The 26,029-nt window shown below is 65.1% G+C and carries 25 protein-coding genes, 1 tRNA gene and 1 pseudogene; 11 read left to right on the top strand and 16 right to left on the bottom strand.

The window, feature by feature from the left end; all coding sequences use genetic code 11:
• Positions 1-76: 76 nt before the first annotated feature.
• Positions 77-1,051 carry a ketopantoate reductase family protein gene (locus IVA92_RS16100; RefSeq protein WP_247276347.1) on the top strand — a complete coding sequence of 325 codons (975 nt, stop codon included), beginning with the start codon at positions 77-79 and terminating at the stop codon, positions 1,049-1,051.
• A gap of 3 nt (positions 1,052-1,054) precedes the next feature.
• Here the strand turns inward: IVA92_RS16100 and IVA92_RS16095 are convergent, their stop codons facing one another.
• On the bottom strand, positions 1,055-1,732 hold the full coding sequence (locus IVA92_RS16095) for an alpha/beta family hydrolase (protein WP_247276346.1): 678 nt from the start codon (positions 1,730-1,732) through the stop codon (positions 1,055-1,057).
• Positions 1,733-1,854: 122 nt separating this feature from the next.
• Between IVA92_RS16095 and IVA92_RS16090 the strand changes: the two genes are divergently transcribed.
• A complete protein-coding gene (locus tag IVA92_RS16090; protein WP_247276345.1) occupies positions 1,855-3,000 on the top strand; it encodes an acyl-CoA dehydrogenase family protein in 1,146 nt (381 codons plus the stop codon).
• A gap of 11 nt (positions 3,001-3,011) precedes the next feature.
• Here IVA92_RS16090 and IVA92_RS16085 read toward each other — a convergent pair whose 3' ends face one another.
• Together IVA92_RS16085 and IVA92_RS16080 are read right to left on the bottom strand one after the other, a co-directional pair.
• Complete coding sequence (locus tag IVA92_RS16085) at positions 3,012-4,151, bottom strand: amidohydrolase/deacetylase family metallohydrolase (protein ID WP_247276344.1); 1,140 nt, start codon at positions 4,149-4,151, stop codon at positions 3,012-3,014.
• A 126-nt stretch (positions 4,152-4,277) separates the two neighbouring features.
• Positions 4,278-4,354 (bottom strand) — tRNA-Arg (locus IVA92_RS16080).
• A 136-nt stretch (positions 4,355-4,490) separates the two neighbouring features.
• On the opposite strand from IVA92_RS16080, the gene IVA92_RS16075 reads away from it, so the two are divergent.
• Positions 4,491-4,850 (top strand): VOC family protein, encoded by a 360-nt coding sequence (locus IVA92_RS16075; RefSeq protein WP_247276343.1) that lies wholly within the window; start codon positions 4,491-4,493, stop codon positions 4,848-4,850.
• Positions 4,851-4,863: 13 nt separating this feature from the next.
• Here IVA92_RS16075 and IVA92_RS16070 read toward each other — a convergent pair whose 3' ends face one another.
• From IVA92_RS16070 to IVA92_RS16050, 5 genes and pseudogenes are all read right to left on the bottom strand, one after another.
• On the bottom strand, positions 4,864-5,820 hold the full coding sequence (locus tag IVA92_RS16070; RefSeq protein WP_247276342.1) for a tripartite tricarboxylate transporter substrate-binding protein: 957 nt from the start codon (positions 5,818-5,820) through the stop codon (positions 4,864-4,866).
• Between the two features lie 49 nt (positions 5,821-5,869).
• Positions 5,870-6,241 carry a cupin domain-containing protein gene (locus IVA92_RS16065; protein ID WP_247276341.1) on the bottom strand — a complete coding sequence of 124 codons (372 nt, stop codon included), beginning with the start codon at positions 6,239-6,241 and terminating at the stop codon, positions 5,870-5,872.
• Positions 6,242-6,266: 25 nt separating this feature from the next.
• Complete coding sequence (locus IVA92_RS16060; RefSeq protein WP_247276340.1) at positions 6,267-6,905, bottom strand: RraA family protein; 639 nt, start codon at positions 6,903-6,905, stop codon at positions 6,267-6,269.
• 34 nt (positions 6,906-6,939) lie between these two features.
• Positions 6,940-8,457, bottom strand: a complete 1,518-nt coding sequence (locus IVA92_RS16055; RefSeq protein ID WP_247276339.1) for an AMP-binding protein — start codon at positions 8,455-8,457, stop codon at positions 6,940-6,942.
• Positions 8,458-8,568: 111 nt separating this feature from the next.
• Positions 8,569-8,860, bottom strand: a pseudogene (locus tag IVA92_RS16050) (alpha/beta hydrolase); the annotation flags it as partial.
• A gap of 260 nt (positions 8,861-9,120) precedes the next feature.
• Between IVA92_RS16050 and IVA92_RS16045 the strand changes: the two are divergent.
• Positions 9,121-9,750 carry a hypothetical protein gene (locus tag IVA92_RS16045; RefSeq protein WP_247276338.1) on the top strand — a complete coding sequence of 210 codons (630 nt, stop codon included), beginning with the start codon at positions 9,121-9,123 and terminating at the stop codon, positions 9,748-9,750.
• A 192-nt stretch (positions 9,751-9,942) separates the two neighbouring features.
• On the opposite strand, the gene IVA92_RS16040 is transcribed toward IVA92_RS16045, so the two are convergent.
• Positions 9,943-10,146 carry a hypothetical protein gene (locus tag IVA92_RS16040; RefSeq protein ID WP_247276337.1) on the bottom strand — a complete coding sequence of 68 codons (204 nt, stop codon included), beginning with the start codon at positions 10,144-10,146 and terminating at the stop codon, positions 9,943-9,945.
• Between the two features lie 18 nt (positions 10,147-10,164).
• Complete coding sequence (locus IVA92_RS16035) at positions 10,165-11,172, bottom strand: 2-dehydropantoate 2-reductase (protein ID WP_247276336.1); 1,008 nt, start codon at positions 11,170-11,172, stop codon at positions 10,165-10,167.
• A gap of 163 nt (positions 11,173-11,335) precedes the next feature.
• Here IVA92_RS16035 and IVA92_RS16030 point away from each other — a divergent pair, with 163 nt between their 5' ends.
• Positions 11,336-11,911, top strand: a complete 576-nt coding sequence (locus tag IVA92_RS16030; protein ID WP_247276335.1) for a YidB family protein — start codon at positions 11,336-11,338, stop codon at positions 11,909-11,911.
• 28 nt (positions 11,912-11,939) lie between these two features.
• Complete coding sequence (locus IVA92_RS16025) at positions 11,940-12,212, top strand: GlsB/YeaQ/YmgE family stress response membrane protein (RefSeq protein ID WP_247276334.1); 273 nt, start codon at positions 11,940-11,942, stop codon at positions 12,210-12,212.
• Between the two features lie 129 nt (positions 12,213-12,341).
• Here the strand turns inward: IVA92_RS16025 and IVA92_RS16020 are convergent, their stop codons facing one another.
• Positions 12,342-13,127, bottom strand: a complete 786-nt coding sequence (locus IVA92_RS16020) for an SDR family oxidoreductase (RefSeq protein WP_247276333.1) — start codon at positions 13,125-13,127, stop codon at positions 12,342-12,344.
• 233 nt (positions 13,128-13,360) lie between these two features.
• Here IVA92_RS16020 and IVA92_RS16015 point away from each other — a divergent pair, with 233 nt between their 5' ends.
• From IVA92_RS16015 to IVA92_RS16005, 3 genes are all read left to right on the top strand, one after another.
• The gene (locus IVA92_RS16015) at positions 13,361-14,425 is read left to right on the top strand and encodes an acyl-CoA dehydrogenase family protein (protein ID WP_247276332.1); all 1,065 of its coding nucleotides are present in this window, start codon (positions 13,361-13,363) and stop codon (positions 14,423-14,425) included.
• A 16-nt stretch (positions 14,426-14,441) separates the two neighbouring features.
• Positions 14,442-15,602, top strand: a complete 1,161-nt coding sequence (locus IVA92_RS16010) for an acyl-CoA dehydrogenase family protein (protein ID WP_247276331.1) — start codon at positions 14,442-14,444, stop codon at positions 15,600-15,602.
• A gap of 196 nt (positions 15,603-15,798) precedes the next feature.
• Positions 15,799-16,617, top strand: coding sequence for an enoyl-CoA hydratase/isomerase family protein (locus tag IVA92_RS16005; RefSeq protein ID WP_247276330.1), 819 nt, complete (start codon positions 15,799-15,801; stop codon positions 16,615-16,617).
• A 172-nt stretch (positions 16,618-16,789) separates the two neighbouring features.
• Here IVA92_RS16005 and IVA92_RS16000 read toward each other — a convergent pair whose 3' ends face one another.
• The 4 genes from IVA92_RS16000 to IVA92_RS15985 all read right to left on the bottom strand — a co-directional run bounded on the left by IVA92_RS16000 (position 16,790) and on the right by IVA92_RS15985 (position 21,933).
• On the bottom strand, positions 16,790-18,904 hold the full coding sequence (locus IVA92_RS16000; protein ID WP_247276329.1) for an acetate--CoA ligase family protein: 2,115 nt from the start codon (positions 18,902-18,904) through the stop codon (positions 16,790-16,792).
• A 143-nt stretch (positions 18,905-19,047) separates the two neighbouring features.
• On the bottom strand, positions 19,048-19,794 hold the full coding sequence (locus tag IVA92_RS15995) for a hypothetical protein (protein ID WP_247276328.1): 747 nt from the start codon (positions 19,792-19,794) through the stop codon (positions 19,048-19,050).
• A 2-nt stretch (positions 19,795-19,796) separates the two neighbouring features.
• On the bottom strand, positions 19,797-20,585 hold the full coding sequence (locus IVA92_RS15990) for an enoyl-CoA hydratase (protein ID WP_247276327.1): 789 nt from the start codon (positions 20,583-20,585) through the stop codon (positions 19,797-19,799).
• A 142-nt stretch (positions 20,586-20,727) separates the two neighbouring features.
• Positions 20,728-21,933, bottom strand: a complete 1,206-nt coding sequence (locus IVA92_RS15985) for an ABC transporter substrate-binding protein (RefSeq protein WP_247276326.1) — start codon at positions 21,931-21,933, stop codon at positions 20,728-20,730.
• Positions 21,934-22,177: 244 nt separating this feature from the next.
• On the opposite strand from IVA92_RS15985, the gene IVA92_RS15980 reads away from it, so the two are divergent.
• Both IVA92_RS15980 and IVA92_RS15975 read left to right on the top strand, forming a co-directional pair.
• Positions 22,178-23,029, top strand: coding sequence for a thermonuclease family protein (locus IVA92_RS15980; RefSeq protein ID WP_247276325.1), 852 nt, complete (start codon positions 22,178-22,180; stop codon positions 23,027-23,029).
• 133 nt (positions 23,030-23,162) lie between these two features.
• Entirely contained in the window at positions 23,163-24,554 is a 1,392-nt protein-coding gene (locus IVA92_RS15975; protein ID WP_247276443.1) for a M48 family metalloprotease, read from the top strand.
• Between the two features lie 22 nt (positions 24,555-24,576).
• Here the strand turns inward: IVA92_RS15975 and IVA92_RS15970 are convergent, their stop codons facing one another.
• Positions 24,577-25,905, bottom strand: a complete 1,329-nt coding sequence (locus IVA92_RS15970; protein ID WP_247276324.1) for an MFS transporter — start codon at positions 25,903-25,905, stop codon at positions 24,577-24,579.
• Positions 25,906-26,029: the final 124 nt, after the last annotated feature.

Here is a 26,029-nt window from a genome sequence, read left to right as displayed (position 1 = left end):
GGGCGGCCGCGTCCATCGCATGGCGGCTTGTGTCATGCTGGCACCAGGCGGCAAGAGATCAGGACGGGACACAGACATGCGCATCTGCATTTTCGGCGCGGGCGCCGTCGGCAGCCACATTGCGGTACGGCTGGCACGCGCGGGCCATGAGGTCAGTTGCGTGATGCGGGGGGCGCACCTGGAGGCGGCGCGCGCCGGCGGCCTCAAGCTGCGCGTCGGCGATTCCGAGGTCGGCGCCAAGGTGAACGCGTCCGGCGATCCGGCCCAACTCGGGCCGCAGGACGTCGTGATCTCGACGCTGAAAGCAACCGCGCTTCAGGGACTGGTCTCCAGCATCAAGCCGCTGCTGCAAGACGACACCGCGATCGTGTTCGCGCAGAACGGCATTCCCTGGTGGTACGGCATCGGCCTGCCGCCGCGACACCCCACGCCGCCGGACATTTCGTTTCTCGATCCCGGCGGGCGCTTGCGCGCCTGCATCCCGAAGGAACGCATCGTCGGCGGCATCGTCTTCTCGTCCAACGAGGTGATCGCGCCCGGCGTGGTGCAGAACCTCACCCCGGACCGCAACCGCCTCTTGATCGGCGAATGCGACGACCGCAATTCCGAGCGCATCACCAGGCTGCGCGGTGTCTTCAACGATGCCCGGCTGGAATCGCCGCCGGTGGCCGAGATCCGCGAGGCGATCTGGTCAAAGCTCCTGACTAACATGTCGCTGTCGGTGCTGTGCCTGCTCACCGGCCAGACCGCGCGCGGCGTGCGCGACGATCCCGCCTTCACTGAAGTCATTCCGCGCATGCTGAACGAGGCCAACGACATCGCCCAGCACTTCATCCCCGAGGTCAAGCGCGTGACCCGCAGCGGCCCCGCCCCCAATCACAAGCCATCGCTGCTCCAGGATTACGAGCTCGGTCGCGCCATGGAGATCGACGTGCTGGTGAAGGCGCCGGCCGCCTTCGCGCGCGCCGCCGGCCTATCGACGCCTGCCCTCGACCTGATCGCCGCGCTGGCGATCCAGAAGGCGCGCGACAAGGGGCTCTATGCGGCGTGAGCTTCAGGCAAGCCCATCGATCCAAGCCGCCAGCGTGTCGAGCACCTCTGTCAGCGCCTCGTCATTGCTGCGGCCGGACTTTTTCAGGACCGCGAAGGAGTGATCGCCGCCCTCGATCTCATGCAGCGTCGCCTTCGCTCCGAGCCGCGCGACGACCGGCTTGAGATGGCCGAGATCGGCAAGCCCGTCGCGCGTCCCCTGCAGGAACAGCATCGGGATTGCGATGGCGGCGAGATGCTCGGCCCGATCGACCGACGGCTTTTTGTCGGCATGCAGGGGAAAGCCGAGGAAGGCGAGCCCTTTGACGTGAGGCAATGGGGCCTTGGACTGCGCCTGCGAGGTCATGCGCCCGCCGAACGACTTCCCGCCGGCCACGAGCTTCAATCCCGGGCACAGCCGCGCCGCCTCCACGGCCGCCGCGCGGATCGCGACGTGGGCGACCGCCGGTGGATCGGGACGCCGCTGCTTCTTCTCCATGTACGGGAAATTGAAGCGAAGCGTCGCGATGCCGCGGTCAGCGAGACCTTGTGCGACCTTCTCCATGAACGCATGCCGCATATCGGCGCCTGCGCCGTGCGCCAGCACGTAGCAGGCGCGCGCCTCGGCCGGCTGCGTCAGGATCGCCGAGACTGTGCCGATGCGCTCGATGTCGAGCTTGAGCTCTTGAGTTTTGGCAGCCAAAATCAGACACCCTGATGCATTTCCGGCCGCCTTGGTAGCGTCACTGGCGCAGCCTGAAAACACAATAATTGCCGCGCCCTGCCGGCCTACCAAGCCGGACAGCCGCATTAACCGAGGTAACCATGTCCTACCGCTCCTCCTGGATGACCGAAGAGCTCGAAATCTTCCGCGACCAGTTCCGGAAATATCTCGCCAAGGATCTGGCGCCGCACGCGCAAAAATGGCGCGAGCAGAAAATGGTCGACCGCTTCGCCTGGCGCGGGCTCGGCGAGATGGGGGCGCTGCTGGCAAGCGTGCCGGAGGAATATGGCGGGTTGGGCGCCACCTTCGCCTATGACGCGGCGGTGCTGGACGATCTCGAAAGCACGGTGCCGGAGCTGACGACGGGGGTCTCCGTGCACAGCGCCATCGTCGCGCACTATATTCTCAATTACGGCTCGGAGGAGCAGAAGAAGCGCTGGCTGCCGAAGATGGCCTCGGGCGAGATGGTCGGCGCCATCGCCATGACCGAGCCCGGCACGGGCTCGGATCTGCAGGCCGTGAAGACCACGGCGAAGAAGCAGGGCAATTCCTACGTCATCAACGGCCAGAAGACGTTCATCACCAACGGCCAGGCCGCTGATCTCGTCATCGTGGTCGCACGTACCGGCGAGGCGGGCGCGAAAGGCATCTCGCTGATCGTGGTCGAGACGGCGGGCACTGAAGGCTATCGGCGCGGGCGCAACCTCGACAAGATCGGCCTGCACGCCTCCGACACGTCGGAGCTGTTCTTCGACAATGTCACCGTGCCGCCGGACAACCTGCTCGGCAAGGAGGAAGGCCAGGGCTTTGTCCAGCTGATGCAGCAATTGCCGCAGGAGCGCCTCGCGCTCGCGGTCGGCGCCGTCGCCGCGATGGAGCGTGCGATCAAGCTCACCACCGACTACACCAAGGAGCGGAAAGCCTTCGGCAAACCGCTGATGGACTTCCAGAACACCGCGTTCAAGCTCGCCGAGCGCAAGACCGAGGCGATGATCGCGCGCGTCTTCGTCGACTGGTGCATCGAGCGCCTGATCGCAAAAGACCTCGACACGGTCACGGCGTCGATGGCGAAATATTGGTGCTCGGAGAAGCAGGTCGAGACCGCCGACGAATGCCTGCAGCTGTTCGGTGGCTACGGCTACATGCAGGAATACCCGATCTCACGCATCTTCATCGATTCCCGCATCCAGAAGATCTACGGCGGCACCAACGAGATCATGAAGCTGTTGATTGCAAGGTCGCTGTAATCGCGTCCTGCTCAATTCGGATGCCACCAGCGGCCGCCGATAACGACACCGTCGGAGACGATCTTGCGATCGCCGATCAGGTGCTCGCCGACGACGTCCTCGTAATCGAACTGGCCCTGCTTGACCGAGATCAGCGTGGCGTCGCCGACGCTGCCCGGTTTGAGGCTGCCGAGCTCGGGGCGGCGCAGCGCCATCGCCGCATTCACCGTCGAAGCCGCAATCACATCCGGTAGCTCCATGCCCATGCACAGGAATTTCGACATGGTCGTGACCTGGTCATAGGCGGGGCCGTCGATGCACAGCATGTGGATGTCGGACGAGATCGTGTCCGGATAGAAGCCGTTGGCGAGCATCGCGCGCGCGGTCTTGAACGCGAACGAGCCCTTGCCGTGACCGATGTCGAACAGCACGCCGCGCTCGCGTGCATCCAGCACCGCCTTCTTCACCGTGCCCTGCGCGGTCGCGGGCGTGTTGGGGAAGGGGCGGAACGCGTGGGTGAGCACGTCGCCTGGGCGCAGGCGGGCCAGCACCTCCTCATAGCTCGGCGGCGGGTGATCGATATGCGCCATCAGGGGCATGCCGACCTCGTTCGCGACTTGGAGCGCGATGTCGAGCGGCACGGTTCCGGACGTGCCCGAGGAGTGCAGGCCCACACGCACCTTGATGCCGACGATGAGATCGCGATTGGCATCCGCCACCTTGGCCGCGTCGATCGGATTCATCAGCCGCAGCTCCTCGCTCTCGCCGACCATGATCCGGTGCGAGAAGCCGAAGATGCCGGCATGCGAGACGTGCAGATAAGCGAGAATGCGGACCTGGCTCGGCTCGATCACATGCTTGCGAAAGCCTGCGAAATTGCCCGGCCCGGCGCTGCCGGTATCCACCGCCGTGGTGACGCCGGAGAGGCGGCAGAACTCCTCGGCATCGATGCCGAGCGAGGTGCCGCCCCAATAGACATGGGTGTGCAGATCGATCAGCCCCGGCGTCACGATGTAGCGTGACGCGTCACGGACCTCGGTGCCCGGATCGGCCTTGAGCCCGCTGCCGACCGCTGCCACCTTGCCGCCGGCAAAAGCGACATCGGTCACGGCATCGAGCTTCTGGGACGGATCGACCACACGGCCGCCGCGCAGGATCAGGTCGAAAGGCATCGTCGTCTCCGGATAGTGCTGTGAGGTGTGGCGGGCACGTCGGCCGGGCCAGCAAGGAAGGAAGCCGCTCGCTTCTAGCAATTTTTGCGCCGAGCGGCGTGGCAAACCGTAACGGTGCCCTGAAAATGGCGATCCCGGGAAGACTCGAACTTCCGACCTACGGTTTAGGAAACCGCCGCTCTATCCGGCTGAGCTACGGGACCGCGGAACCCGGAGTTGCGGGTTCGGCCCCCTCATAGCAGAGCAGGATGCCGTTCGCCAGCCGCAAGGCGGGTCATCGCCAAGCCGAGCGAGGAGGCTGTACAATCGCGTCTGGGTTGACCCTGCGGAGCAGCTCCCATGATCGAAAGCATCAGCGCTATCACCCTCGGCACGCACGACATGGCGCGCGCCGTTCACTTCTATCATTCGCTGGGGTTCGAGCTCCTCTATGGCGGAAAAGCCGCGGCATTTACCAGCTTTCGCGCCGGGACCGGCTATCTCAACCTGACGGCACAGCCGGACGACAAGCGCTGGTCCTGGTGGGGCCGCGTCATCTTCTATGTCGCCGATGTCGACGCGACTTTTGAGCAGGCGCGCGCCGCCGGATGGCGGCCCTCGACCACGCCGCGCGATGCGGAATGGGGCGAACGTTATTTCCATCTCACCGACCCCGATGGCCATGAGCTCAGCTTCGCGCGGCCGCTCCGCGGAGTTTGAAGAGGCCGGATAGCTAAGCCCTGATATTGTTATCCTTTACCACCTTGCCCCAATAAGCGACCTGCTTGTCGAAGAAGCCCTTGAACGCGGCGCCGTCCTCGAGCAGCAGCGTCATGTGCTGGGTGTCCTTGAGCTGGGCGGCGGTCGCGGGCTCACTCAGGATCTCCTTGGAGGCCGTCGCCATGGCCGAAACGATGTCCGGCGGCGTGCCGGCGGGCGCGAAGATGCCCCACCAGGCGAGCGTCTCGAAGTCCGGAAAGCCCGCCTCGATCGCGGTCTGCGTGTCCGGCAGTGCCGGCAGCCGCTCGCGGCCAAGCTGCAGGATCGGTCGCAGCATGTTGGTGCCGAGCTGGGCTGCGACCAGCGCCGCCGATCCCGCAATCAGATCGACATGGCCCCCGAGCACGTCGTTCATCGCCGGGCCGCCGCCGCGATAGGGTACGTGCATGATCTCGACACCGGCCTTGCTGCCGAGCACGGTCATGGCGAGATGGCCGAGCGTGCCGATGCCGACCGAGGCATATTTCACCGCGCCGGGCGTCGCCTTGCAGGCCGCCACCACGTCCGCGAAACTCTTGTAGGGACGGCCGGCGCCGGCCGCGATGACGTAAGGCGCGGTGCCGATCAGCAGGACCGGCATCAGCTCACGCTCGACATCCACCGGCGGCTTGTCGAGGATGGATGGAATCACCGCATGGGAATCGAACGTCACCAAAAATGTCGAGCCGTCCGCGGGGCTCTTGGCCACCTGCGCCGCTCCGAGCGCGCCAGCGGCGCCCGACTTGTTCTCGACCACGACGATGCGGCCAAGCCTGGTTTGCAGATTGGACTGCAACAGCCGCGCCATCGCGTCGGTCGATCCGCCCGGCGGAAACGGCACCACGAGCGTGATCTTGCTCCCTTGCGCCGCCGCCTGCGCCATTGCGAGGATGGCCGGCGCAGCCAGGAGCGTACGTCGCGTGATCGTCATGGTCCCCTCCCTTTGATCCCCGCGCGCTTTGCTTTTTCTTTTGAGCGCTTCAGGTCGTCCCGAAACCGGATCCCGGTTTCCTGTATTCTGGCCTTGGTGGACTAAAGATGTCCAGCACGCGGGCGCCGTCGGGGCCGGCGCGCATCGTGTGCGGCACGTTGCCGGGTGTGCGCCAGAAATCGCCCTTCTTGACCGGGATTTCCTCATCGCCCTGGACGCGGATGGCGGAGCCGTCGAGCAGCACGCCCCATTGCTCCTCGGGATGATGGTGCAGCGTGCCCTGCGCGTGCGGCGCGAGCGTCACCACCGACAGCATCGCCTGCTCGCCGGAGAAGATGCGCGTGGTCACCCCAGCCGCGAGTTCGCGAAACAGCCCGTCGCTGGGATCATCGATATTGTGGAATTCATTCTTCTGGCTCATGCCATCCTCTCTTGTCGTCGCCTGATCAGGACTTGCCGTAGGAGCCCTGGTAGCGCCCCTCGCGAATCGCCTTCAGCGTCTCCTCCTCGCGCGCGACCTGGACGCGCACCGCCTCCAGCAGAGCCGCGGCGCCCGCGGCGGGAAACGACACCACGCCGTCCTCGTCGCCGACGACGATATCGCCGGGCGCAATCACGCTGCCGCCGATCGTGACCGGCACGTTGATCTCGCCGGGGCCGTTCTTGTAGGGGCCGCGATGGATCACCGCGCGGGCGTAGCAGGGAAAGTCGTCGGCCGCGAACGCCGCAACGTCGCGGATCGCGCCGTCGATGACATAGCCTTCGGCTTTGCGCCATTGCGCGATGTTCTTCATGATCTCGCCGACCAGGGCTCGCGACTCGTCGCCGCCGCCATCGACCACGATGACGTCGCCAGGGCCGACCAGCTCGAGCGCGCGGTGGATGGCGAGATTGTCGCCGGGACGGGTGCGCACCGTGAAGGCCGCTCCCACCAGCTTGCCGCCGCGATGAAAGGGCCTTAACCCCACTGCGCCCGGCAGCCGGGCCAGATTGTCTGAGATCACCGAGGTCGGCGCGTCGCCGAAACCTGCGATGATGCTCGCCGGCGGCTTCGGCACGCTGCTCGCTGCGATGGTGATCGTCATGTCGTCCTTCCGTGTTCTTGTCCGTGTTTTTGTCTTATTCGGCGTGCGCCCGCGCCTTCGCCGGCCAAATCCGGAAGGCGCGCCCCTCCTTCATCCACGCCGCGCGCTCGTCGCGCAACAGGGTGCGGCGGACTTTGCCGGAATCATCGCGCGGCGGCGCGTTGACGATCTCGAAACTCTCCGGGTGCTTGTAGCGGCTGAGCTTGTCCTTCAGGAAATCGGCCACGCCATCAGCGATGGCCTGACCGTCGGCATCGGGCTCCGGCTCGATGATGGCGTGGACGCGCTGGCCCAATTCCGGATCGGGCAATCCCACCACGACGCAGGAACGCACGCCGGGACAGGCGGAGACGGCGGCCTCAACCTCGGCCGGATAGATGTTGGCGCCGCCGCGCAGGATCATGTCGGCAAGACGGTCACCGAGATAGAGATAGCCTTCCGCATCCAGCCGGCCGATATCGCCAAGCGATTCCCAGCCGTCGGCACGGCGCTTCGGCTCGGCGCCGAGATAGTGATAGGTCGCGTCCGTGCCGTCATTGTTGAGGAAATAGATCTCGCCGGTCTCGCCAAGCGCGACATCGTTGCCGTCCTCGCCGATGATGCGAAGCTTCGCCATGTCGCCGATCTTGCCGACCGAACCCTTGTGCGTCAGCCATTCCGTACCGGAGATGATGCAGGCGCCCTGGCGCTCGGTGCCGCCATAGAGCTCCCAGATCCGCTCGGGCCCGAGCCAGGCGATCCAGTTCTCCTTCAGCCAGGGCGGCATCGGAGCAGCCATATGGAAAACCGTCTGAAGACTCGATACATCGTAGGCGTTGCGCACGGTCTCCGGCAGCGCCCAGATCCGGTGCATCATGGTCGGCACGAAATTGACCCATTGCACGCGCTCGCGTTCGATCTGCCGCAGCGTCTCCTCAGCGTCGAACTTGACGAGGCCGGTGAGCTTGCCGCCGGCGAACAGCGCGTAATGCGACACGATGAACGGCGCATTGTGATACAGCGGGCCGGGATTGAGCAGTGAGACCCCGAAGGGGATATTCAGCGGCGGCGCAGCGACGGTGTCGGTCACTGCCGGATGATGGTCGAGGATCACCTTGGGACGGCCGGTCGAGCCGCCTGAGGTCATGGCCTTCCAGTAGCGCGCCACCGGCGGGTCGAGCGGCTCGTCCGAAAAACCTTGCGGCACGAAATCAGCCGGGAGACGGTTCGGCGCGTTCCAATCGGCCTCGCCGCCGACCACCAGCGCCGGCTTGAGGATGTCGAGCACCGCGGCGGCTTCGCCGCGCGGCAGCCGCCACGACAGCGAGGTCGGCGTTGCCCCGCACTTCCACACCGCAAAGGATGTCTCGAAGAACGCGTTGCTGTTGGGTAATCCGATCGCGACGAAGTCACCGGGCTTGACGCCCTTGGCCATGAACGCCCGCGCGCGCCGGTTGGCGCCACGCTCGAGCTCGTCCCATGTCAGCGTCTCCTGCCCATGACGGACGGCGATCGTGCCGTGCGGTTTGCGCTCAGCGTACCAGCGCGGCACGTCGGACAGAGGCAGCAGCATCAGGCGTTTCCACTTCGTCTTTTTGGCGCCGCCTCACGATGAGGCGCTCACAGTGCGAAGTGTAACAGCCAAAGCCAAGCCTTCAAGGCACAAGCCTTCAAGGCATGCGCATCAGCGCTCCGCGCTGCAGCCCGCACTATCGAACAGTGCCGCGAGCCCGCACCGCGAGGTCAGCATCTGGTCGCCGTCATGGCCGACGCCGGGAACGTCCAGATCTTGTGATTGGGCGTGCGGTGGTTGCGCTTGGCCATCGCCTCCGCATAGGCATGTCCGCGGGCGTAGCGCGTGGCGCCTTGCGCCTTCGCCATGCAGCTCTTGTCGAGCGCGCGATGCTCCGGATTGGTTCGAGGGTGCCGAGCAGATAGATCACCTCGCGCTCGACATAGCGCTGTTCGAGCGCGGCCGGCGCCACGTTCGCACCAGGGCGGTTGCGACGATACCTGCCAGCGCTCGCAACGGACATTCTCCTTCGAATTCAGACCAATAAAAGTTTAAGCGCATCACCTGCCGCGCGGCTGTGACTCCCGCGCCACGTCAAGCAAAAAATGTCAGCAGCCCAGCCATGAAATTCCCGGGTTCCATGGGTGACAAGCCGGCGATAAAGAGGCAAAAATCCGGCTCGACTCAGGTGGGGTTGAGTCGTGCAAGGAATGCTCTCGTAAAATGTCGGTCGTAGTTGCATCGCGTCGTGCGGCGCCGCTTCTCGTTACCGCAGCAGGATTATTTCTGCTGACGCTGCCGCATGCCCGGGCGCAATGGTGGAAGCGCGCGCCGGTCGACTTCGAGCAATGCGCTGACGCCGCCGAGAAATCTCCGACCAAGGCTGAGAAGACGGCGGCGCTCGCCGATTGCAACGCCAAGTTCGCTGGCCGCCGCAAGGCAGGCGGCGGCTATTCCTATTACGACTTCCTCCAGGATCGCACCTTCGACATCGCCGGGCCGAATCCGACCCCCGAGGAGCAGAAGAAGATCGACGAAGCCTACACCGCCTATCTCGCCAGTCAGCGCCGCAGCAATGAAGCGGCCCAAGCCACCGCGCGACAGCAGCGCGAGCAGCAGGAACAACAGGTCCAGCAGCTCCAGCAGATCGCACTGCGAACCGAGGTCGAACGCGCACGCGTGCCCGTCCCGGTTGAGCGGCCGAAGGTGCAGCAGACTGTCGGCCCGAAGCCGAAGGGCGCGCCCTGCACCAAGGGCTCGTTCTCCTGCGAGTGGCCGCGCCTGTCGGAAAGCTTGAACGATTTGAAGAAGTTGTTCAATCCAACGCAGAGCAAGCCGGCGAAGAAGGGTTAGCTGGCCGCTCCCAACTCCGCTGTCGTCCCGGACAACCTTAAGCGCAGATCCGAGACCCATCGCCACAGGGAGGAGTTGTCGCACGCAGTCGGCAACCACGAGTCTTCGCCACACCCAATCCTGTGATTATGGGTCGGGGATCGGCGCGCGCTTTGGGCGCGCTTGTCCGGGACGGCGGCGCAGAGCGTGGCGTCAGTTCGCGTGCTTCTTCTTAGTGCGCTTGGGTTTGATTGCGGGCGCCGCTGCCGTTGGCGGAGCGCTCAACGCCTTGCGGCTCTCCTGCAATCGCGCGTCATAGCCCGGAGAGTTCACGACCGTCGGCGGTCTTGCATCAGCGAACGTGGATGCGCCGCAGAGCGCAGCCAGCGCGAGCCCGATCATCAAACAACGCTTCATCGCACTGCTCCTTCGCGCTCACGCTGATCCGCGAATCTGCCGTGGCGTCAGCCCGGGTGAGCCCTTGCCCGCGACTTCGGCTTCCTTGATCAACGCAACAATGCGGCGCATCAGCGGCACGTCGATATTGTTCTGTTCGGCCAGCGCGATGACCGCGCCCTGAAGATAGTCGATCTCGGTCTTGCGCCCTTGCTTCAGGTCCTGCCACATCGAGGAACGCGCCTCGGGGTCGATCTTCATCGTGCGGCCCAGGATCGCATTGAAGATTACATCTGGCAGCCTCAGCAAGGTCGGCGTCCATCCCATTGGGATCGGCGTTGCCGAAACCGGCGCGATGCCGGCGGCCTTCAGCGCGGCGAGGCCCTCGGCCATCTGGTCCGCGAACAGCCTTCGCCAGTCGCGGCTCGCCAATTGAGCGGCGAGCGGCATGTCGGAGAGCGCGCTGAGCGCGTTGTTCAGATTGATGATCAGCTTACCCCATTGCACGCCGGTGATGTCGCGGCTCGCGCGCATGGTGAGCCCCGGAACCGAGAGCGCCGCGGCCGTGTTCTCCGCATCCTCTCCGATATGAATATCGCCGGAGGTCGAACGGTGGAAACGGCCCTCACCCATCGCGATCACGTTGAACGGCACCATGCCGGCGAGCACGCGCCGGCCGCCGAGACGCTCGCCTAGCACCGCGACATTGCCGATGCCGTTCTGAAGCGAGACCACGACGGCGTCGTGCGGCGCATGCTGCCCGATCTGCTCCGCGACATCGGCGGTGTCGGCGCTCTTCACCGTCACCAGCACGATGCCGGCGCTGTGGAAGATCGAAGGGTCCTCCGACAAAGCGAGCTGGCCAGCACCGAGCTTGTTCTCGGAGCCATCGTGGTCCGTCAGCCGCAGGCCGAAGTGTTCGATCTCGCCCTTCACCCGCGGCCGCACCAGCAGCGCGACGCGGCGGCCCGCGGCCGCCAGCATGCCGCCGACGAAACAGCCGATGGCGCCGGCGCCGGCCACCACGATCGGTCGATCCGTAAGCACTGATCTCGCTCCCTGAATGACCGGCCTTCGATAGCAGAGGCGAAGCCGGCTGCCCATCGCGTCGCAGCCGCCTTGTAACCGTCATGACTGCCCCATATGTTCTCGCCCCGGGGGCCTGTCAGCGGCGAGCGCTCGCCGAACGAGACGCCAAAGGGAGAGCACGATGGGTCTACTCGACGTCCTCAACGGCATGCAGAACGGCCCGCGCGGCCCCAGCACGCCCAGCTCCGAGCAATCCTCCGGCGGCATGTCGCCGATGACCATGGCGCTGCTCGGCCTGCTCGCCTGGAAAGCCTTCAAGCATATCACCGCAAACCAATCTGGCACGGCCCCGCAACCGTCGCCGACGCCTGCGCCGCCGCCGGTGAACACCGCAGACAGCGGTGGGCTTGGCGGTCTCGGAGGCTTGCTGAAGGGCGGCCTTGGCGGCCTGCTAGCGGGCGGCGCGGCCGGCACCGTGCTGAGCGGCGGGCTTGGCGATCTCCTCAACCAGCTCCAGCAGAGCGGCCATGGCGACGCCGCAAATTCCTGGGTCGGCAAGGGCGAGAACAAGCCGATTGCACCGGGCGATCTCGCCAGCGCGCTCGGCGCCGACCAGATCGACAGCCTGTCCGCCCAGAGCGGCCTGTCGCGCGAGGAGCTGCTCTCCGGCCTCAGCCAGTATCTGCCGCAGGTGGTCGACCATCTGACGCCGGACGGAAGGCTGCCGACCGAGGACGAGCTCTCGGGCCGCATCTGATTGTCGTCAAAGGGAGGGGAGCACTGTCATGAGCATGGGCGGCCTGTTGTGGATCATCCTCGTCGGCTTCGTTGCCGGCCTCATCGCGCGCTGGCTCGCGCCGGGGCCGAACAATCCGAGCGGCTTCATCCTCACCACCATCCTCGGCATCGCCGGCGCGTTTCTCGCGACCTTCGTCGGCCAGGCCATCGGCCATTACAGCCCCGACCAGGGCGCCGGCTTCATCATGGCCACGATCGGCGCCGTGGTGGTGCTGTTCATCTGGCACCGCCTGGTGGCCAGCGGCGTGATCAAGGGATGATCGCCGCAGGCCGTAGGGGAGCCTGCCGCCTCACACGGCGTCATTGCGAGGAGCTCTTGCGACGAAGCAATCCAGACCGTCGCCGCGGACGCTTTCTGGATTTGCTTCGCTTAGCTCGCAATGACAGGGTCACGTAATCAAATGCATCCCCGCATCCATGCGCACGACCTCGCCGGTCATATTGCTGGAGGCCGGCATCGCGAGGAAGCAGACGAGCTGCGCGATGTCTTCCGCGCTCGAGGCGACCTTGAGCGGCACTTTCGCCACCACGCTGTCGCGCACCTGTTTTGCGCCGGCCTCGCCGCGGCCCTTGGTGAACCAGGGCGTGTCGATATAGCCGGGGCAGACCGTATTGACGCGGATCAGCGGCGCCAGCGCGCGCGACAGCGACAAGGTCATGGTGTTGAGCGCCCCCTTGCTCGCGGCATAGGCGATCGACGAGCCGACGCCGCTGATGCCGGCGACCGAGGACACGTTGACCACCGCCGACGACCGGCCCGAAGCCTTGGCGCCGGCCTCGAGCAGGCTGCGTGCCGCGCGTACCATCTGGAACGATCCGATGGTGTTGACACCATAGACCCGCTGGAAATCTTCCGCCGACAAGCCGTCGAGATCGGCGTGAGCGACGTGCTTGGTGGTGCCGGCATTGTTGACGAGCACGTCGAGCCGGCCCCACCCGGCCGCCGCTGCGACGATCTTGCGGCAATCGTCATCCTTTGAGACGTCGCCCTGCGCGACCAGGACTTCCGCGGCGCCGGCCTTGCGGCAGAGCTCAGCCGTGGCCTCGGCTTCCTTCTGGCTCGAGGAATAGTTGATGACGAGCCGGGCCCCGCTCCGCGCGAGAATTTCCGCGGTTGCAGCACCCAGGCCGGATGCCGACCCCGTCACGACTGCGCACAAGCTGTCCTTTGCCATCCCTGATGTTCCTCCCTGATCTGATGTCGGCGTCTTGTTTAGCGAGTTTGCCGCGCCCTGCAAATCGAGCAAACTCCGCTAAGCGGAATTAGCTTGTCGCCCATGCCGGCGCTGCAGGTTGGCCTGCGATCAACGCTTGTCAGGGCCATGGCTTTTTCCGATCATCGGGCGCAAGAAGACACCGCGCGCCCATCCACGGGCGGACGCGCCAATGGCAAAGCACGGGGAACGCTGTGGCGGAGAGTGACAATATCGTCGTCGAGACCGCGGAAAAAATCTTCGCTGATCTCGCCGATCCGCAAACCATCAACAACGACAAGAAGAATTCGTGGCAGGCGCCGCTGTGGCAGGCGCTGAGCGAGGCCGGCCTGCCGCTCTCGTGGGTGCCTGACGACCTCGGCGGCTCCGGCGCCAGCCTTGCCGACGGCTTTGCCCTTCTGAACGCTGCGGGCCGCTTTGCGGTCGCGGTTCCGCTGGCCGAGACCATGCTCGCGGGCTGGCTGCTCGCGCAGGCCAAGATTGCCTCGCCCGAGGGCGAGATGACGGTGCTGCCGGCCTCGCCAAAGGATCACATCACGCTCGATGCCGACGGCGCGCTCTTCGGCCGCGCGCGCGGCGTGCCCTTTGCCAAGGCGGCGAAGCATTTTGCGGTGCTGGCGCGGGGCAAGGACGGCATGTCCATCGCGCTGGTCGATGCGAACAAGTCCCGGATCGAAGCCGGGCTCAATGTCGGCTACGACCACAGCGACACCGTGACGCTCGATAAGGTTCAGCCCGTCACCCTCAAGCCCGCGCCACAAAGCTTTGAGCAGACCACGCTGATGCTGATGGGCGGCGTCGCGCGCAGCCTTCAGATCGCCGGCGCGCTGGAATCCATGCTCGATATCTCCGTTCGCTATTCCAACGAGCGCGTCGCCTTCGAGAAGAAGATCTCGAAATTCCAGGCGGTGCAGCACAATCTCGCACGCCTCGCTGGTGAATCCGCCGCAGCGCTGGCGGCCGCGACCTCTGCCGCCGATGCGATTGCGAACGCCAAGGCGTTCGACGACGAGGTTTATCTCGAAGCCGCCTCCGCAAAAATCCGTTGCGCGGAAGCTGCGGAAAAGGGCGGCGCCATCGCGCACCAGGTCCACGGCGCGATCGGCTTCACCATGGAGCATATCCTGCACCGCTACTCGCTGCGGGCGCTGGCATGGCGCGACGATTTCGGGTCGGAGAGCCATTGGGCCGTCGAGCTCGGCAGGCTCGTTGCAAACCGCGGCGCCGATGAATTGTGGCCGCTCGTGGCTTCGCGCTGATCAGGGGACGACCACAATGACCGCTGCCCTCCGTTTCGATCCGATCCGCCTCCCCGAAAAATGCGAGCAATTGCGCAAGGAAGTGCGCGCCTTCCTCGCCGAAGAAATTGCCGCCGGCACCTTCGATCCGCACAAGCCCAACCGCGAGGACACCGACGCGCCGGAATTTTCGCGCCGGGTCGGCGCCAAGGGCTGGCTCGGCATGACCTGGCCCAAAAAATATGGCGGCCAGGAGCGCTCGTTCCTCGAACGTTACGTCGTGACCGAAGAGATGCGCGTGGCGAATGCGCCGACGCGGCGCTTCTTCGTCGCCGATCGCCAGAGCGGACCGGTGCTGCTGAAATATGCGCCCGAGCACATCAAGATGGAGATCCTGCCGCGCATCTGCCGCGGCGAGATCTGTTTCGCTATCGGCATGAGCGAGCCGAACTCCGGCTCCGACCTGTTCGCGGCAAAGACACGCGCGACCAAGACCGACGGCGGCTATCTCATCAACGGCACCAAGATCTGGACCTCGTCGGCGCATATTGCCGACTACATGATCGCGATCTTCCGGACCTCGCCGCCGACCAAGGAAAACCGCCGCCACGGCCTGACCCAGTTCCTGGTCAAGATGAAGCAGCCGGGCATCAAGGTGAACCCGATCGGCCAGATCACCGGCCAGTACGAGTTCAACGAGGTCGTCTTCACTGATCACTTCATTCCCGACGATCATGTGCTCGGCGAGGTCGATGGCGCCTGGAAGCAGGCGACATCGGAGCTTGCCTATGAGCGTTCAGGCCCCGAACGCTTCCTCGAAACCTATTACGTGCTGACCGAGCTGGTGCGCGCGATCGGCCCCAACCCGGACACGCGCAGCGCCGAGGGCATCGGGCGCCTGGTTGCGCAGCTCCACACCATGCGGCGCATGTCGGTTTCGGTTGCCGGCATGCTGCAGGCCGGCAAGGAGCCGGTGGTGGAAGCGTCCATCGTCAAGGATATCGGCACGGTCTGGGAGCAGCAGCTGCCGCACCGGGTGCGCGATCTCGCCGCCTTCGTCGAGGAGACCGCGACCAACCGCGAGACGCTGGAGCGGCAGCTCGATTTCGCCATCAAGACCGCACCGAAACTCACCATCCAGGGCGGCACCACCGAGGTGCTGCGCGGCATCATCGCCCGCGGACTGGGCTTGCGTTAGGACGAATGGACGACACGATCGCGGCTCGCTCCGGCCACCTCTCCCATAGGGAGAGGTCGATTTGCGTCAGCAAATCGGGTGAGGGGTTACGCCCTCACCAGGACCGCAGCCCCTCACCCGGCGCTACGCGCCGACCTCTCCCGATGGGAGAGGTGGTTCTTCGCTACTGAGAGATCGAGATGTTTGGAGACAACCTATGAGCACCTATAATGACATCGGCGTCGAGAAGGTCGGACATGTCGGCACCATCGAGATCCGCCGCCCGCCGCTCAACTTCTTCGACATCTCGCTGATCAACCAGATCGCGGATGCGCTCGACGAGTTCGACCGCGACATCGAAATCCGCGCCTCGGTTCTATCGGCACAGGGCAAGGCATTCTGCGCCGGCGCCAATTTCGGCGATCCGGCGCGGCAGGCGCAGGAAGCGCGCGAAGCGGAGAAGACCGCCAAGGGCGATCCGGCCGACAGTCTCGGGCCGATCAACCATCTCTACATCCAGGCCGTGCGCATCTTCCGCGCCAAGAAGCCGATCGTCGCCGCCGTGCAGGGCGCTGCCATCGGCGGCGGCCTGGGCCTGGCGGTCTCCGCGGACTTCCGCGTCACCTGTCCCGAAGCCCGCTTCTCCGCGAACTTTACCAAGCTCGGCTTCCATCCCGGCTTCGGCCTGACCGTGACGCTGCCCGAGCTGATCGGCAAGAACAACGCCGAGCTGATGTTCTATACCAGCCGCCGCGTCACCGGCGAGGAGGCTTACAAATGGGGCCTCGCCAACGAGCTGGTGCCGCAGGACCAGGTCAAGGCGGCCGCGATGAAGCTCGCCAGCGAGATCGCCGAATGCTCCCCGCTCGGCCTGCTCTCCACCCGCGCCACGATGCGCGCCGGATTGGCCGACCGCGTCATGGCGGCGACCAATCACGAACTCGCCGAGCAGACGCGGCTGCGCGCGACGGAGGATTTTAAGGAGGGCGTGAAGGCGACGGAAGAACGGCGCGTGGCGAATTTTAGGGGAAGGTAGCTCGTCGGGTGAAGGCACCTCTTTGTTCCTTCTCCCCTTGTGGGAGAAGGTGGCGCGAAGCGCCGGATGAGGGGTATCTATCCATGCGATCAAGTCCGTATTTGCGGAGAGATACCCCTCACCCGTCTCGCCGGGATGCGGCGAGCCCCCCTCTCCCACAAGGGGAGAGGGTTTAAGTGCGCCCCACCACCAGCGCGTCGACGATCGTCACGCCCTGCCCCTCCGGGTGCACCAGCACCGGGTTGAGCTCGATCTCCGCGATCTCCGCTGCATGCCGTGCGGCAAGCACGGAGATATCGGCGACGAGCTGCGCCAGACCCGTGACATCCGCCCTCGCCCCTCCGCGAAAACCGTTCAGGAGCGGCGCAGCCTTCAATCCTGCCAGCATCGCGCCGGCCTCCTCCGCACCGACAGGCGCCGGACGATAGATCACATCGCGGAATAGCTCGGTCGTGACGCCGCCGAGCCCCACCATCACCATCGGGCCAAATGTCTTGTCCGTCATCGTTCCCACGATGATCTCGACGCCCTTCTTCGCCATCGGCCCGACCAGCACACCTTGAATGACCGCCGCCGGCCGCTGCCTGCGCGCATTGTTGAGCAACGCTTCGAATGCCAGGAAGACCTCGCCCTTGGTGGTGATGTTGACCCGCACGCCATCGACTTCGCTCTTGTGCGCGATGTCGGGCGACTGGATCTTCATCACCAGCGGAAAGCCTACGCGGGCGACGGCTTCATCCAGCCCGGCCTTTTCCGTCACCAACACTTCGTCCGGCAGCCCGATGCCGGCGCCGCGGAGCAATGCCTTGCTGTCGGCCTCGGACAATGCCTGCTGCTTCAAATGCGCAGAGAGATCGCGCACCGGCAACCGCGTCTCGTCCGCGGGCTTCGGCAGATTGAACATTGCGTAGTCGACGAGCCGCCGCATCGCGACGCCGACATGAGTCAAACCGGAGAGGACCACGACACCGGACTTCGCGAGCTCCCGCCGCGCGAAGTCGGAGGGCACCGTGTAGGAATAGAACGCGACCGGCTTCTTCTGCGCCGCCAGCGCCGGCGTCAGCTCGGCCTCGTCGAACGGTTTGCGCACCTCGCTCGACAGTGAGAGCACGACCAGCACCGCGTCGACCTCGTCGGAGGCGGTGAGCAGGTCGACGCTCTTCTGCAATCCGCCGGAGGTCACGCCTTGCGCCGTAACGTCGATCGGGTTGCGTGCGGTGCCGTAGGATGGCATCAGCGTTCGGATCCCGGCCTGGATCATTTCGGAGAGCTCCGGCACCTGCAAGCCTTGCAGTGCCACAGCATCCGCGGCCCAGATGCCGGCGCCGCCGGAGACGGTGACAACGGCGACGCGATCGCCCTTTGGCAGCGGATTGCTGGCGAGCAGCGCCGCGATCGTCAGCGCCTCGTCGAGATCGTTGGAGACGATGAATCCGTATTTCGCGAACACCGCGTCATAGGCCGTCGACCAGCCGGCCATGCTCGCCGTGTGCGAGGCTGCCGCCCGCTGGCCTGCGCCGGAACGGCCGACTTTTGTCACGATGACGGGCTTTCTCGTCTCGGCAGCGCGCCGCGCCGCGGCCAGAAACTTGTCGACGTCACGGATGCCTTCGATGAACAGCAGGATCACGTCGGTCGAGGCGTCCTGCACCAAATAGTCCAGGAACTCGCCGGCGCCGAGATCGGATTCGTTGCCGGCGCTGACAACGTAGCTCACGGCGATACCGATCGCCTTCGCACGATGATAATAGGCAAAGCCGATGCCGCCGCTCTGCGCGACGATGCCGATCCGCTTTTGCGTAGCGACCAGCGGTACCACACCCGGCTTGACGTCCGCTGCGGGACTGAAGGTGGCCGCCACGCGCTGCATTTGGCTGAAGAAGCCCTCGGCATTGGGGCCGGAAATCCGCATGCCGGTGCGTCTCGCCAGCGCCGCGATCGCGTCCTGCATTGCTGCGCTGTCGCCGCCCTCCTCCGCGAAGCCAGAGGAGATGATGACGGCGTTCTTGACCCCGGCGGCGGCGCATTGCTCGAGCGCTGGCAGCACTGCGCGGGCCGGAATGACGATGACGGCGAGATCGACCGGAGCGCCGATCTCGGCGATCGATTTACAGCAGGCGAGCCCGTCGATGTCGGCATAGTTCGGGTTCACCGGATAGATCTTGCCGGGATAATCGTTCTTGCGCAGCATCGACAAAAGCCGCCCCGGAATCTTCTCGTGATCGCGCGAGGCCCCGATCAGCGCGATGCTCGCGGGCGCAAAGAAGCTGTCGAGCGGATGCGGCATGGCGTGTCCCTGTTGTTTTTCGATTAGTCTATCCGTGATGGCCGGGCTTGTCCCGACCATCCAACGCCGTCATTCCAGCTCAAGAACGCGGATGCCCGGGACAAGCCCGGGCACGACGACACGGTGAGAGATGAGCCGACAAATCAAGCGACGCGGAACGTTACACCACCTAACAAGAACTCGTTGCCGGCAACGGCCAGCCCCTTCGCCTTGGCCGCATGCAGCACGCCCGCCACGTCAGCCACCCGAAACTCCAGCGCGCTCATGATCTCGCTGGCCCCCTTCACGAATCGGAAGCTTGCATTGGGCAGCTTCAGTTCGGCGTCGCGCGGCGCAATACCAATGATCTTACCCCAGTGCTCCGCCAGCCCCTGCGGGTCTGGGCTTTGCATCTCCACGGTCGTCAGCGCCTGCGTCACATCCTTGCGGATGAATTTTTGCCAGTCGGGTCCCGCCGGCGGATAGACGCCGAGAATGTCGTCGCTGCCTTCGGTGTGATTGAACTCGATGAAGGCGGCGCGGCAGTCGCGGGGGTGGAGCTGCACGCCGTGATAGGGCGCATGGTCGATGACGTTGGCGGTGCGCACGCCCAGCGCGTTGGCGTTGCGGCCGCGCTCGTCCGGATCGTTGCAGCAGAAGATCGCCATGTAGCCGCCGCGGCCGCCGGTCTTCTCAATGAAGCGGCCGGCCGTGGTGCCGTCCTTGAAGGGCGCCACGACTTCCAGCAGGATTGTGTCGACCGGGAGCAGCGCGTTCTCCAGACCGTATTTCGCGACATTGCCGTCGCGATAGCACACAGTGAGGCCCATGATCCTGGCGATGTCCGTGATGACAGGCTCAAGCTGCGGCGCCACCAGGCAGATCTGACGCAGCCGGATATAGGGCGCCATCGTCATGCGCCCTTGAAGGTCGGCTTGCGCTTCTCGACGAAGGCTTTGGCGGCCTCCTTGTGGTCCTCGGTGTCGCCGCATCGGGTGTGATGGATCGCCTCGCCATCGAAGCAATCCTCCAGCGCCAGATGCTCGGCATTGTTGATGTTGCGCTTGATGAAGCCAAGCGCAATCGATGGGCCCTGCGCCAGCGACAGCGCGAGCTCGTGCGCGGCAGCGTCGATCTCGGTGTCGGGAACCACCTTCGTCACCATGCCGATCGCATGCGCCTCTTTTGCAGTCAGCACCGGCGACATCAGATAGAGCTCGCGCGCCCGCGCGCTGCCGAGCAGTTGCGTCAGAAAATAGGTCCCGCCGTAATCGCCGGAGAAGCCGACCTTGGCGAAGGCCGTGGTGATCTTGCAGGATTCGCTGGCGATGCGCAGGTCGCAGGACAGCGCCATCGACAGGCCGGCGCCGGCCGCCGCGCCGTCGAGCTGCGCCACGATGGGCTTTGGCATCTGATGCAGGATGCGCGAGACCTCCATGCCGCGGCGCAGGTTTGCGAGCTTCTGCTCGAACGGCAGCGGCGCGCGGCCCTCCGCCATCGACTTGACGTCGCCGCCGACGCAGAAACTGCCGCCCGCGCCCTTGAACAGCACCGCCCGCACCTCCGGATCATCGGCCGCGCGCCGCGCCGCCTCGACCAGTCCGGCGACCATGTCGGGGTTGAGCGCGTTCTTCCGCTCCGGGCGATTCATCGTGATGGTGAGCAGCCCGCCTTCGAGCTTTTGCAGGACCATGTCGTTCATGGGACGTCTCCCTTGTTGTTTTAGCTATCACCACACCGTCATTGCGAGCAAAGCGAAGCAATCCAGAAGTGTTTCCGCAGATGCCGTCTGGATTGCTTCGTCGCTTCGCTCCTCGCAATGACGTTGCGAGTTCGTCACGCTGTCATTTCTTCACCAGCGGGCAGCGCGACTGCTCCAGCGACTGGAACGCCTCATTGCCGGGGACGGTGGCGAGCAGCTTGTAATCGTCCCAGCGGCCCTTGGATTCCGACGGCTTCTTCACCTCGAACAGGTACATGTCGTGGATCATGCGGCCGTCCTCGCGGATCTTGCCACCCTTGGCGAAGAAGTCGTTGATCGGCGTCTCCTTCATCACCTTCATGACCGCCGCAGCGTCGGTCGTGCCGGCTGCCTTCACCGCTTTCAGATAATGCGTGACGGAGGAATAGACGCCGGCCTGCGCCGAGGTCGGCGGCCGCTTCACGCGTTCCTGGAAGCGCTTCGAGAAGGCGCGCGTCTCCTCGTTCATGTCCCAGTAGAACGCTTCGGCCAGCAGCAGGCCCTGCGCGGTCTCAAGCCCGATCGAGTCGATGTCGGTGACGAAGGCGAGCAGCGGCGACAGCTTCTGGCCGCCCTTCATGATGCCGAACTCCGCCGACTGCTTGATGGCGTTGACGGTGTCGCCGCCGGCATTGGCGAGCCCAATCACCTTGGCCTTCGAGGCCTGCGCCTGCAGCAGGAACGACGAGAAATCCGAGGTGTTGAGCGGATGACGCACGCTGCCGAGCACCTTGCCACCGGTCTTGGTGACGACGTTGCTGGTATCCTTCTCCAGATCCTGGCCGAAGGCATAATCGGCGGTGAGAAAGAACCAGGTGTCGAGGCCCGATTTGACCGCGGCAAGGCCGGTCACGTTGGCCTGGGCGAACGTGTCGAACACGTAGTGCACGGTATAGGGACCGCAGGCTTCGTTGCTGAGGCGGATCGAGCCCGGGCCGTTGAAGATGATGATCTTGTTACGCGCTTTCGCGATCTCTCCGGCGGCGAGCGCGGTCGCCGAGGCCGCGACGTCGTAGATCATCTCGACGCCCTGATTGTCGAGCATGTCGCGGGCGATGTTGGCGGACAGATCGGCCTTGTTGAGATGGTCGGCCGCCAGCACCTGGATCTTGCGTCCCAGCACCTCGCCGCCAAAGTCTTCGACAGCCATCTTGGCCGCGGTCTCGCTGCCGGGGCCGGTGATGTCCGCATAGAGGCTCGACATGTCGAGGATGCCGCCGATCTTGAGCGGCGGCTTGTCCTCCGCCTGCACGGCGCTCGCGCTCAGGGCAAACGCTGCGGCAAAAATGACCGACAAAATACGCTTCATGAAAAAGGTCTCCCTTATCGCGCCGTGCTCTGATGGCGGCTTGGCTATTGGTGTTGCTGCAATCATGCCGTATGCGCGAGAGCGCAGCAAGCGAAGGTACGTTGCGTGCGCACGATTGCCGCGTGTGTTTTCCGCAAAGCGGAATGGTGAGGCGCGGACAAATGTCTCCACGTCATTGCGAGCGTAGCGAAGCAATCCAGAATCTTTCCGCGGAGGGGCTCTGGATTGCTTCGCTGCGCTCGCAATGACGGAGTATGAGGAAGCCTCTTCGCGAGCCACTACGCATGAGCTAAGCTTGGCACGCAATACAACCTCTCCGGGTCACGTGACGCCACGCCTTCACCTCATCGTCGCACTTCTTCTCGTCGCGGGTCACAGCGCATCCGCGAGCCCATGCCAGTTCGAGTCTCAGGGCGAAGGCCGCGTCGCGGCCATCGTCGATGCGCGCAGCGTGCGTCTCGACGATGGCCGCGAAATCCGCCTGATCGGCATCGAGACGACGGCGACGACAAAGCAGGCCCTGACGTCGCTGCTCGCCGGCCGCGACGTGGCCCTGCGCGGCACAGACGACACACCTGACCGCTACGGCCGGCAAGGCGCTTTTGTGTTCGTCGGCGAGAGCGATATCTCGGTACAGGCCACGCTGCTCGCCCAAGGCGATGCCATCGTCTCCGCCGAGATCACGGACAAGGACTGCGCGGCCGCCCTGATGGCGTCGGAAGCCGAGGCGCGGCGCCAAAAAATGGGCAGCTGGGCTGATCCGTCGGCCATAAAAAACGCGGAAAGTCCGGACGATATTTTGGCAGGGATTGGGCGTTTTATGGTGGTCGAGGGCAAAGTCCTGTCGGTCCGGCAAGCTGGGGCAATGACCTACCTCAACTTCGGACGAAACTGGACACGGGGCTTTGCGGCGACTATTTCAAGGCGCACGCTGCCGGCATTCGAAAACGCCGGAATTACCCTCAAGTCCTTGGAGAATCGACGTATTCGCGTTCGGGGCTGGGTTGAAGGGAATACGGGGCCGCGTATCGATATACGCCTCGTGGGACAGGTCGAGTTGCTGGGCGCAAACGAGCCGACAGGGGTAAGGCCCTAAAAGGGCCGGGCACGGGTTAAGCGACGTGAATGGGGTGCTAGAACGGCACGAACGAGGTGATGGCCGCCGCCTGCGGGCTGCGCCGGCCGCGCTGTGCCTTGTTCTGGGCGGGCTTCTCGCCGGCTGCGGCGACATGGGCAGGTTCCAGGCCGCCGCGACCCCACCGGCTGTCGCGATGCCCAAGCCGAAACCCGCCGTCGCGCAGACCCCGGCCACCGAGAAGGAGCACGAGCGCATCCTGGCGAGCTATGGCGGCACCTATGACGATCCGCGGCTGGAATCGCTCGTCAGCAAGACCGTCGACCGGCTGGTCGCCGTCTCCGACCGCCCCGATCAGGGCTATAAGGTCACCATCCTCAATTCCGGCGCGGTGAATGCGTTCGCACTGCCGAACGGCCAGCTCTACGTCACGCGCGGCCTGCTCGCGCTCGCCAGCGACACCTCGGAATTGTCCTCCGTGCTCAGTCACGAGATGGCGCATGTCCTGTCCAAGCACGCCGCGATGCGCGAGGACCAGGCGCGCCAAGCCGCGATCGTCACCCGTGTCGTCACCGACATGAGCAACGATCCAGATCTGACCGCGCTCGCGCTCGCCAAGACCAAGCTCACCATGGCGAGCTTCTCGCGCAAGCAGGAGATCGAGGCCGACGGCATCGGCGTCGGCATTTCCGCCCGCGCGCATTTTGACCCTTACGGTGCGGCGCGCTTCCTCTCGGCGATGGAGCGTAATGCCGAGCTGAAGGCCGGGAAAAGCTCGCTCGATCCGCGCGCGCAGGATTTCACCTCGTCGCATCCGGCCACCCCGGAGCGCGTGCAGAATGCGCAGACCATCGCGCGACAATATGCAGCGCCCGAAGGCGCCGAGCGCGACCGCGAGACCTATCTCGCCGCGATCGACAATCTCGTCTATGGCGAAGACCCCAGCGAAGGCTTTGTCCGCGGCCGCAGGTTCCTGCATCCCAAGCTCGGCTTTACCTTCCAGGCGCCGGACAATTTCACGCTCGACAACACCGCGCAGGCGGTGATCGGCGTGCGCGAGGGTGGCTCGCAGGCGATGCGCTTCGACGTGGTGCGCGTGCCCGCCGAGCAGTCGCTCGGCGATTACCTGAACTCCGGCTGGATGGAAGGTGTCGAGAAGGCTTCCACCGAGGATCTCACCATCAACGGCTTTCCGGCGGCATCCGCCACCGCCAAGGGCGATCAGTGGCAGTTCAAGGTCTATGCTTTGCGCTTCGGCAGCGACGTCTACCGCTTCATCTTCGCGGCCAGGCAGAAGTCGACCGAGAGCGACCGCAACGCGCGCGAGACCGTCAATTCATTCCGCCGCCTGACGCTCGAGGAGATCCAGGCCGCGCGCCCGCTACGGATCAAGGTCATCACGGTGCAGCCCGGCGACACCGTGGAATCGCTCTCCCATCGCATGGCCGGCGTCGACCATCCCGCCGAGCGTTTCCGCGTGCTCAACGGCCTCGACCGCAACGCGCAGGTGAAGGTGCGTGATCGGGTGAAGATCGTCGCGGATTGACATCGACGCGTAGCCCGGATGGCTACCGCCCCGCGTCCATGTCGCCGGCCTCGCGCTGGCCGCTGAGCCAGAGCGCGAGCAGGGTCCAGAACGCGCCCGACAACAGGTACGCACCCGAGGCGATGACGCCGAGATTGGTGGCGAGCAAAAGCGCCACCAGCGGCGCGAAGCCGGCGCCGAACAGCCAGGCCATATCCGACGTCAGTGCGGACGCCGTGTAACGGTACGTCTGCTTGAAATTCGAGGCGATCGCGCCCGAGGACTGGCCGAAGGACAGGCCGAGCAGGATGAAGCCGATCACCATGTAGATGGTCTCGCCGAACGCACCAGCGTCGAGCAGCTGCGGGGCGAAGCCGCTATAGATCGCGATCGCGATCGCCGATCCCATCAGCAGCGACTTGCGGCCGACACGGTCGGCGATGATGCCGGAGATCACGATCGCGGCGACGCCGAACACGGCAGCAACGATTTCGATGATCAGGAAGCGCACCGGGCTTTCGCGGGTGAACAGGAACACCCAGGACAGCGGAAACACCGTCACCATGTGGAACAGCGCGAAGCTCGCCAGCGGCGCGAACGCACCGAGCATGATGTTCTGACCTTCGCGCGCGACGGTGTCTGAGATGCGCGCCGGCTGCAATTCGCGAGTCTCGAACAGCGAAGCATATTCCTCGGTCGTCACCATGCGCAGGCGGGCGAACAGCGCCACGACGTTGATGGCGAAGGCGACGAAGAACGGATAGCGCCAGCCCCAGTCGAAGAAATCGTCGGCCGAGAGGTTGCCGGCGAAATAGGCGAACAGCGCGCTCGCCACGATCAGCCCGAGCGGGGCCCCTAGCTGCGGCACCATTGCGTACCAGCCACGCTTGGAGGGCGGCGCATTCAGCGCCAGCAGCGAGGCGAGACCGTCCCAGGCGCCGCCCCAGGCCAAACCCTGCGCGATACGCGCCAGCGCCAGCAGCCAGATCGCGGCAACGCCGATCTCGTGATAGCCCGGCAGGAACGCGATCGCGACGGTGGCAGTGCCGAGCAGGAAAAGCGCCGAGATCAGCTTGGCCGTCTTGCCGTAGGCGCGGTCGATCGTCATGAAAATGACGGTGCCGATGGGGCGGGCCATGAAGGCCAGCGCGAAGATCATGAAGGAATAGAGCGTGCCCGTCAGTTCGCTCGCGAACGGGAACACCAGGCGGGGGAACACGATCACGGAGGCGATCGCGAAGACGAAGAAGTCGAAGAATTCCGAGGTACGGCCAATGATGACGCCGATGGCGATCTCGCCGGGGCTCGCCTGGTCGTGGCCGTGCTCGCCCGAGTGGAGGTCTGCCATTGCGGGGGTCTGTGCCGTCGCCATGCGTGCGCCCTTAACGTCCTGAAAACCAAAGCCAACCGCCCGGCGGGACGCCAGGCAATCTGGACCTCTCTGACTCAACATTCCGCACTGCAACATTGGACAAATTGTCCAATGTCCGGATTGC

The sequence above is a fragment of the Bradyrhizobium sp. 154 genome, assembly GCF_023073875.1.
Classification (GTDB): Bacteria; Pseudomonadota; Alphaproteobacteria; order Rhizobiales; family Xanthobacteraceae; genus Bradyrhizobium.
This window is presented reverse-complemented; position numbering and strand designations above follow the sequence as displayed.

Coding starts and splice junctions, on each gene's coding strand:
- IVA92_RS16040 (WP_247276337.1), bottom strand. CDS start 10,146: ATGAAGCGTTGTTTGATGATCGGGCTCGCGCTGGCTGCGCTCTGCGGC.
- IVA92_RS15970 (WP_247276324.1), bottom strand. CDS start 25,905: ATGGCGACGGCACAGACCCCCGCAATGGCAGACCTCCACTCGGGCGAG.
- IVA92_RS15990 (WP_247276327.1), bottom strand. CDS start 20,585: ATGAACGACATGGTCCTGCAAAAGCTCGAAGGCGGGCTGCTCACCATC.
- IVA92_RS16100 (WP_247276347.1), top strand. CDS start 77: ATGCGCATCTGCATTTTCGGCGCGGGCGCCGTCGGCAGCCACATTGCG.
- IVA92_RS16005 (WP_247276330.1), top strand. CDS start 15,799: ATGAGCACCTATAATGACATCGGCGTCGAGAAGGTCGGACATGTCGGC.
- IVA92_RS16065 (WP_247276341.1), bottom strand. CDS start 6,241: ATGAGCCAGAAGAATGAATTCCACAATATCGATGATCCCAGCGACGGG.
- IVA92_RS15985 (WP_247276326.1), bottom strand. CDS start 21,933: ATGAAGCGTATTTTGTCGGTCATTTTTGCCGCAGCGTTTGCCCTGAGC.
- IVA92_RS16010 (WP_247276331.1), top strand. CDS start 14,442: ATGACCGCTGCCCTCCGTTTCGATCCGATCCGCCTCCCCGAAAAATGC.
- IVA92_RS16030 (WP_247276335.1), top strand. CDS start 11,336: ATGGGTCTACTCGACGTCCTCAACGGCATGCAGAACGGCCCGCGCGGC.
- IVA92_RS16025 (WP_247276334.1), top strand. CDS start 11,940: ATGAGCATGGGCGGCCTGTTGTGGATCATCCTCGTCGGCTTCGTTGCC.
- IVA92_RS16060 (WP_247276340.1), bottom strand. CDS start 6,905: ATGACGATCACCATCGCAGCGAGCAGCGTGCCGAAGCCGCCGGCGAGC.
- IVA92_RS15980 (WP_247276325.1), top strand. CDS start 22,178: ATGACGGAGTATGAGGAAGCCTCTTCGCGAGCCACTACGCATGAGCTA.
- IVA92_RS16070 (WP_247276342.1), bottom strand. CDS start 5,820: ATGACGATCACGCGACGTACGCTCCTGGCTGCGCCGGCCATCCTCGCA.
- IVA92_RS16055 (WP_247276339.1), bottom strand. CDS start 8,457: ATGCTGCTGCCTCTGTCCGACGTGCCGCGCTGGTACGCTGAGCGCAAA.
- IVA92_RS16090 (WP_247276345.1), top strand. CDS start 1,855: ATGTCCTACCGCTCCTCCTGGATGACCGAAGAGCTCGAAATCTTCCGC.
- IVA92_RS16000 (WP_247276329.1), bottom strand. CDS start 18,904: ATGCCGCATCCGCTCGACAGCTTCTTTGCGCCCGCGAGCATCGCGCTG.
- IVA92_RS15975 (WP_247276443.1), top strand. CDS start 23,163: ATGGGCAGGTTCCAGGCCGCCGCGACCCCACCGGCTGTCGCGATGCCC.
- IVA92_RS16085 (WP_247276344.1), bottom strand. CDS start 4,151: ATGCCTTTCGACCTGATCCTGCGCGGCGGCCGTGTGGTCGATCCGTCC.
- IVA92_RS16020 (WP_247276333.1), bottom strand. CDS start 13,127: ATGGCAAAGGACAGCTTGTGCGCAGTCGTGACGGGGTCGGCATCCGGC.
- IVA92_RS15995 (WP_247276328.1), bottom strand. CDS start 19,794: ATGGCGCCCTATATCCGGCTGCGTCAGATCTGCCTGGTGGCGCCGCAG.
- IVA92_RS16045 (WP_247276338.1), top strand. CDS start 9,121: ATGTCGGTCGTAGTTGCATCGCGTCGTGCGGCGCCGCTTCTCGTTACC.
- IVA92_RS16075 (WP_247276343.1), top strand. CDS start 4,491: ATGATCGAAAGCATCAGCGCTATCACCCTCGGCACGCACGACATGGCG.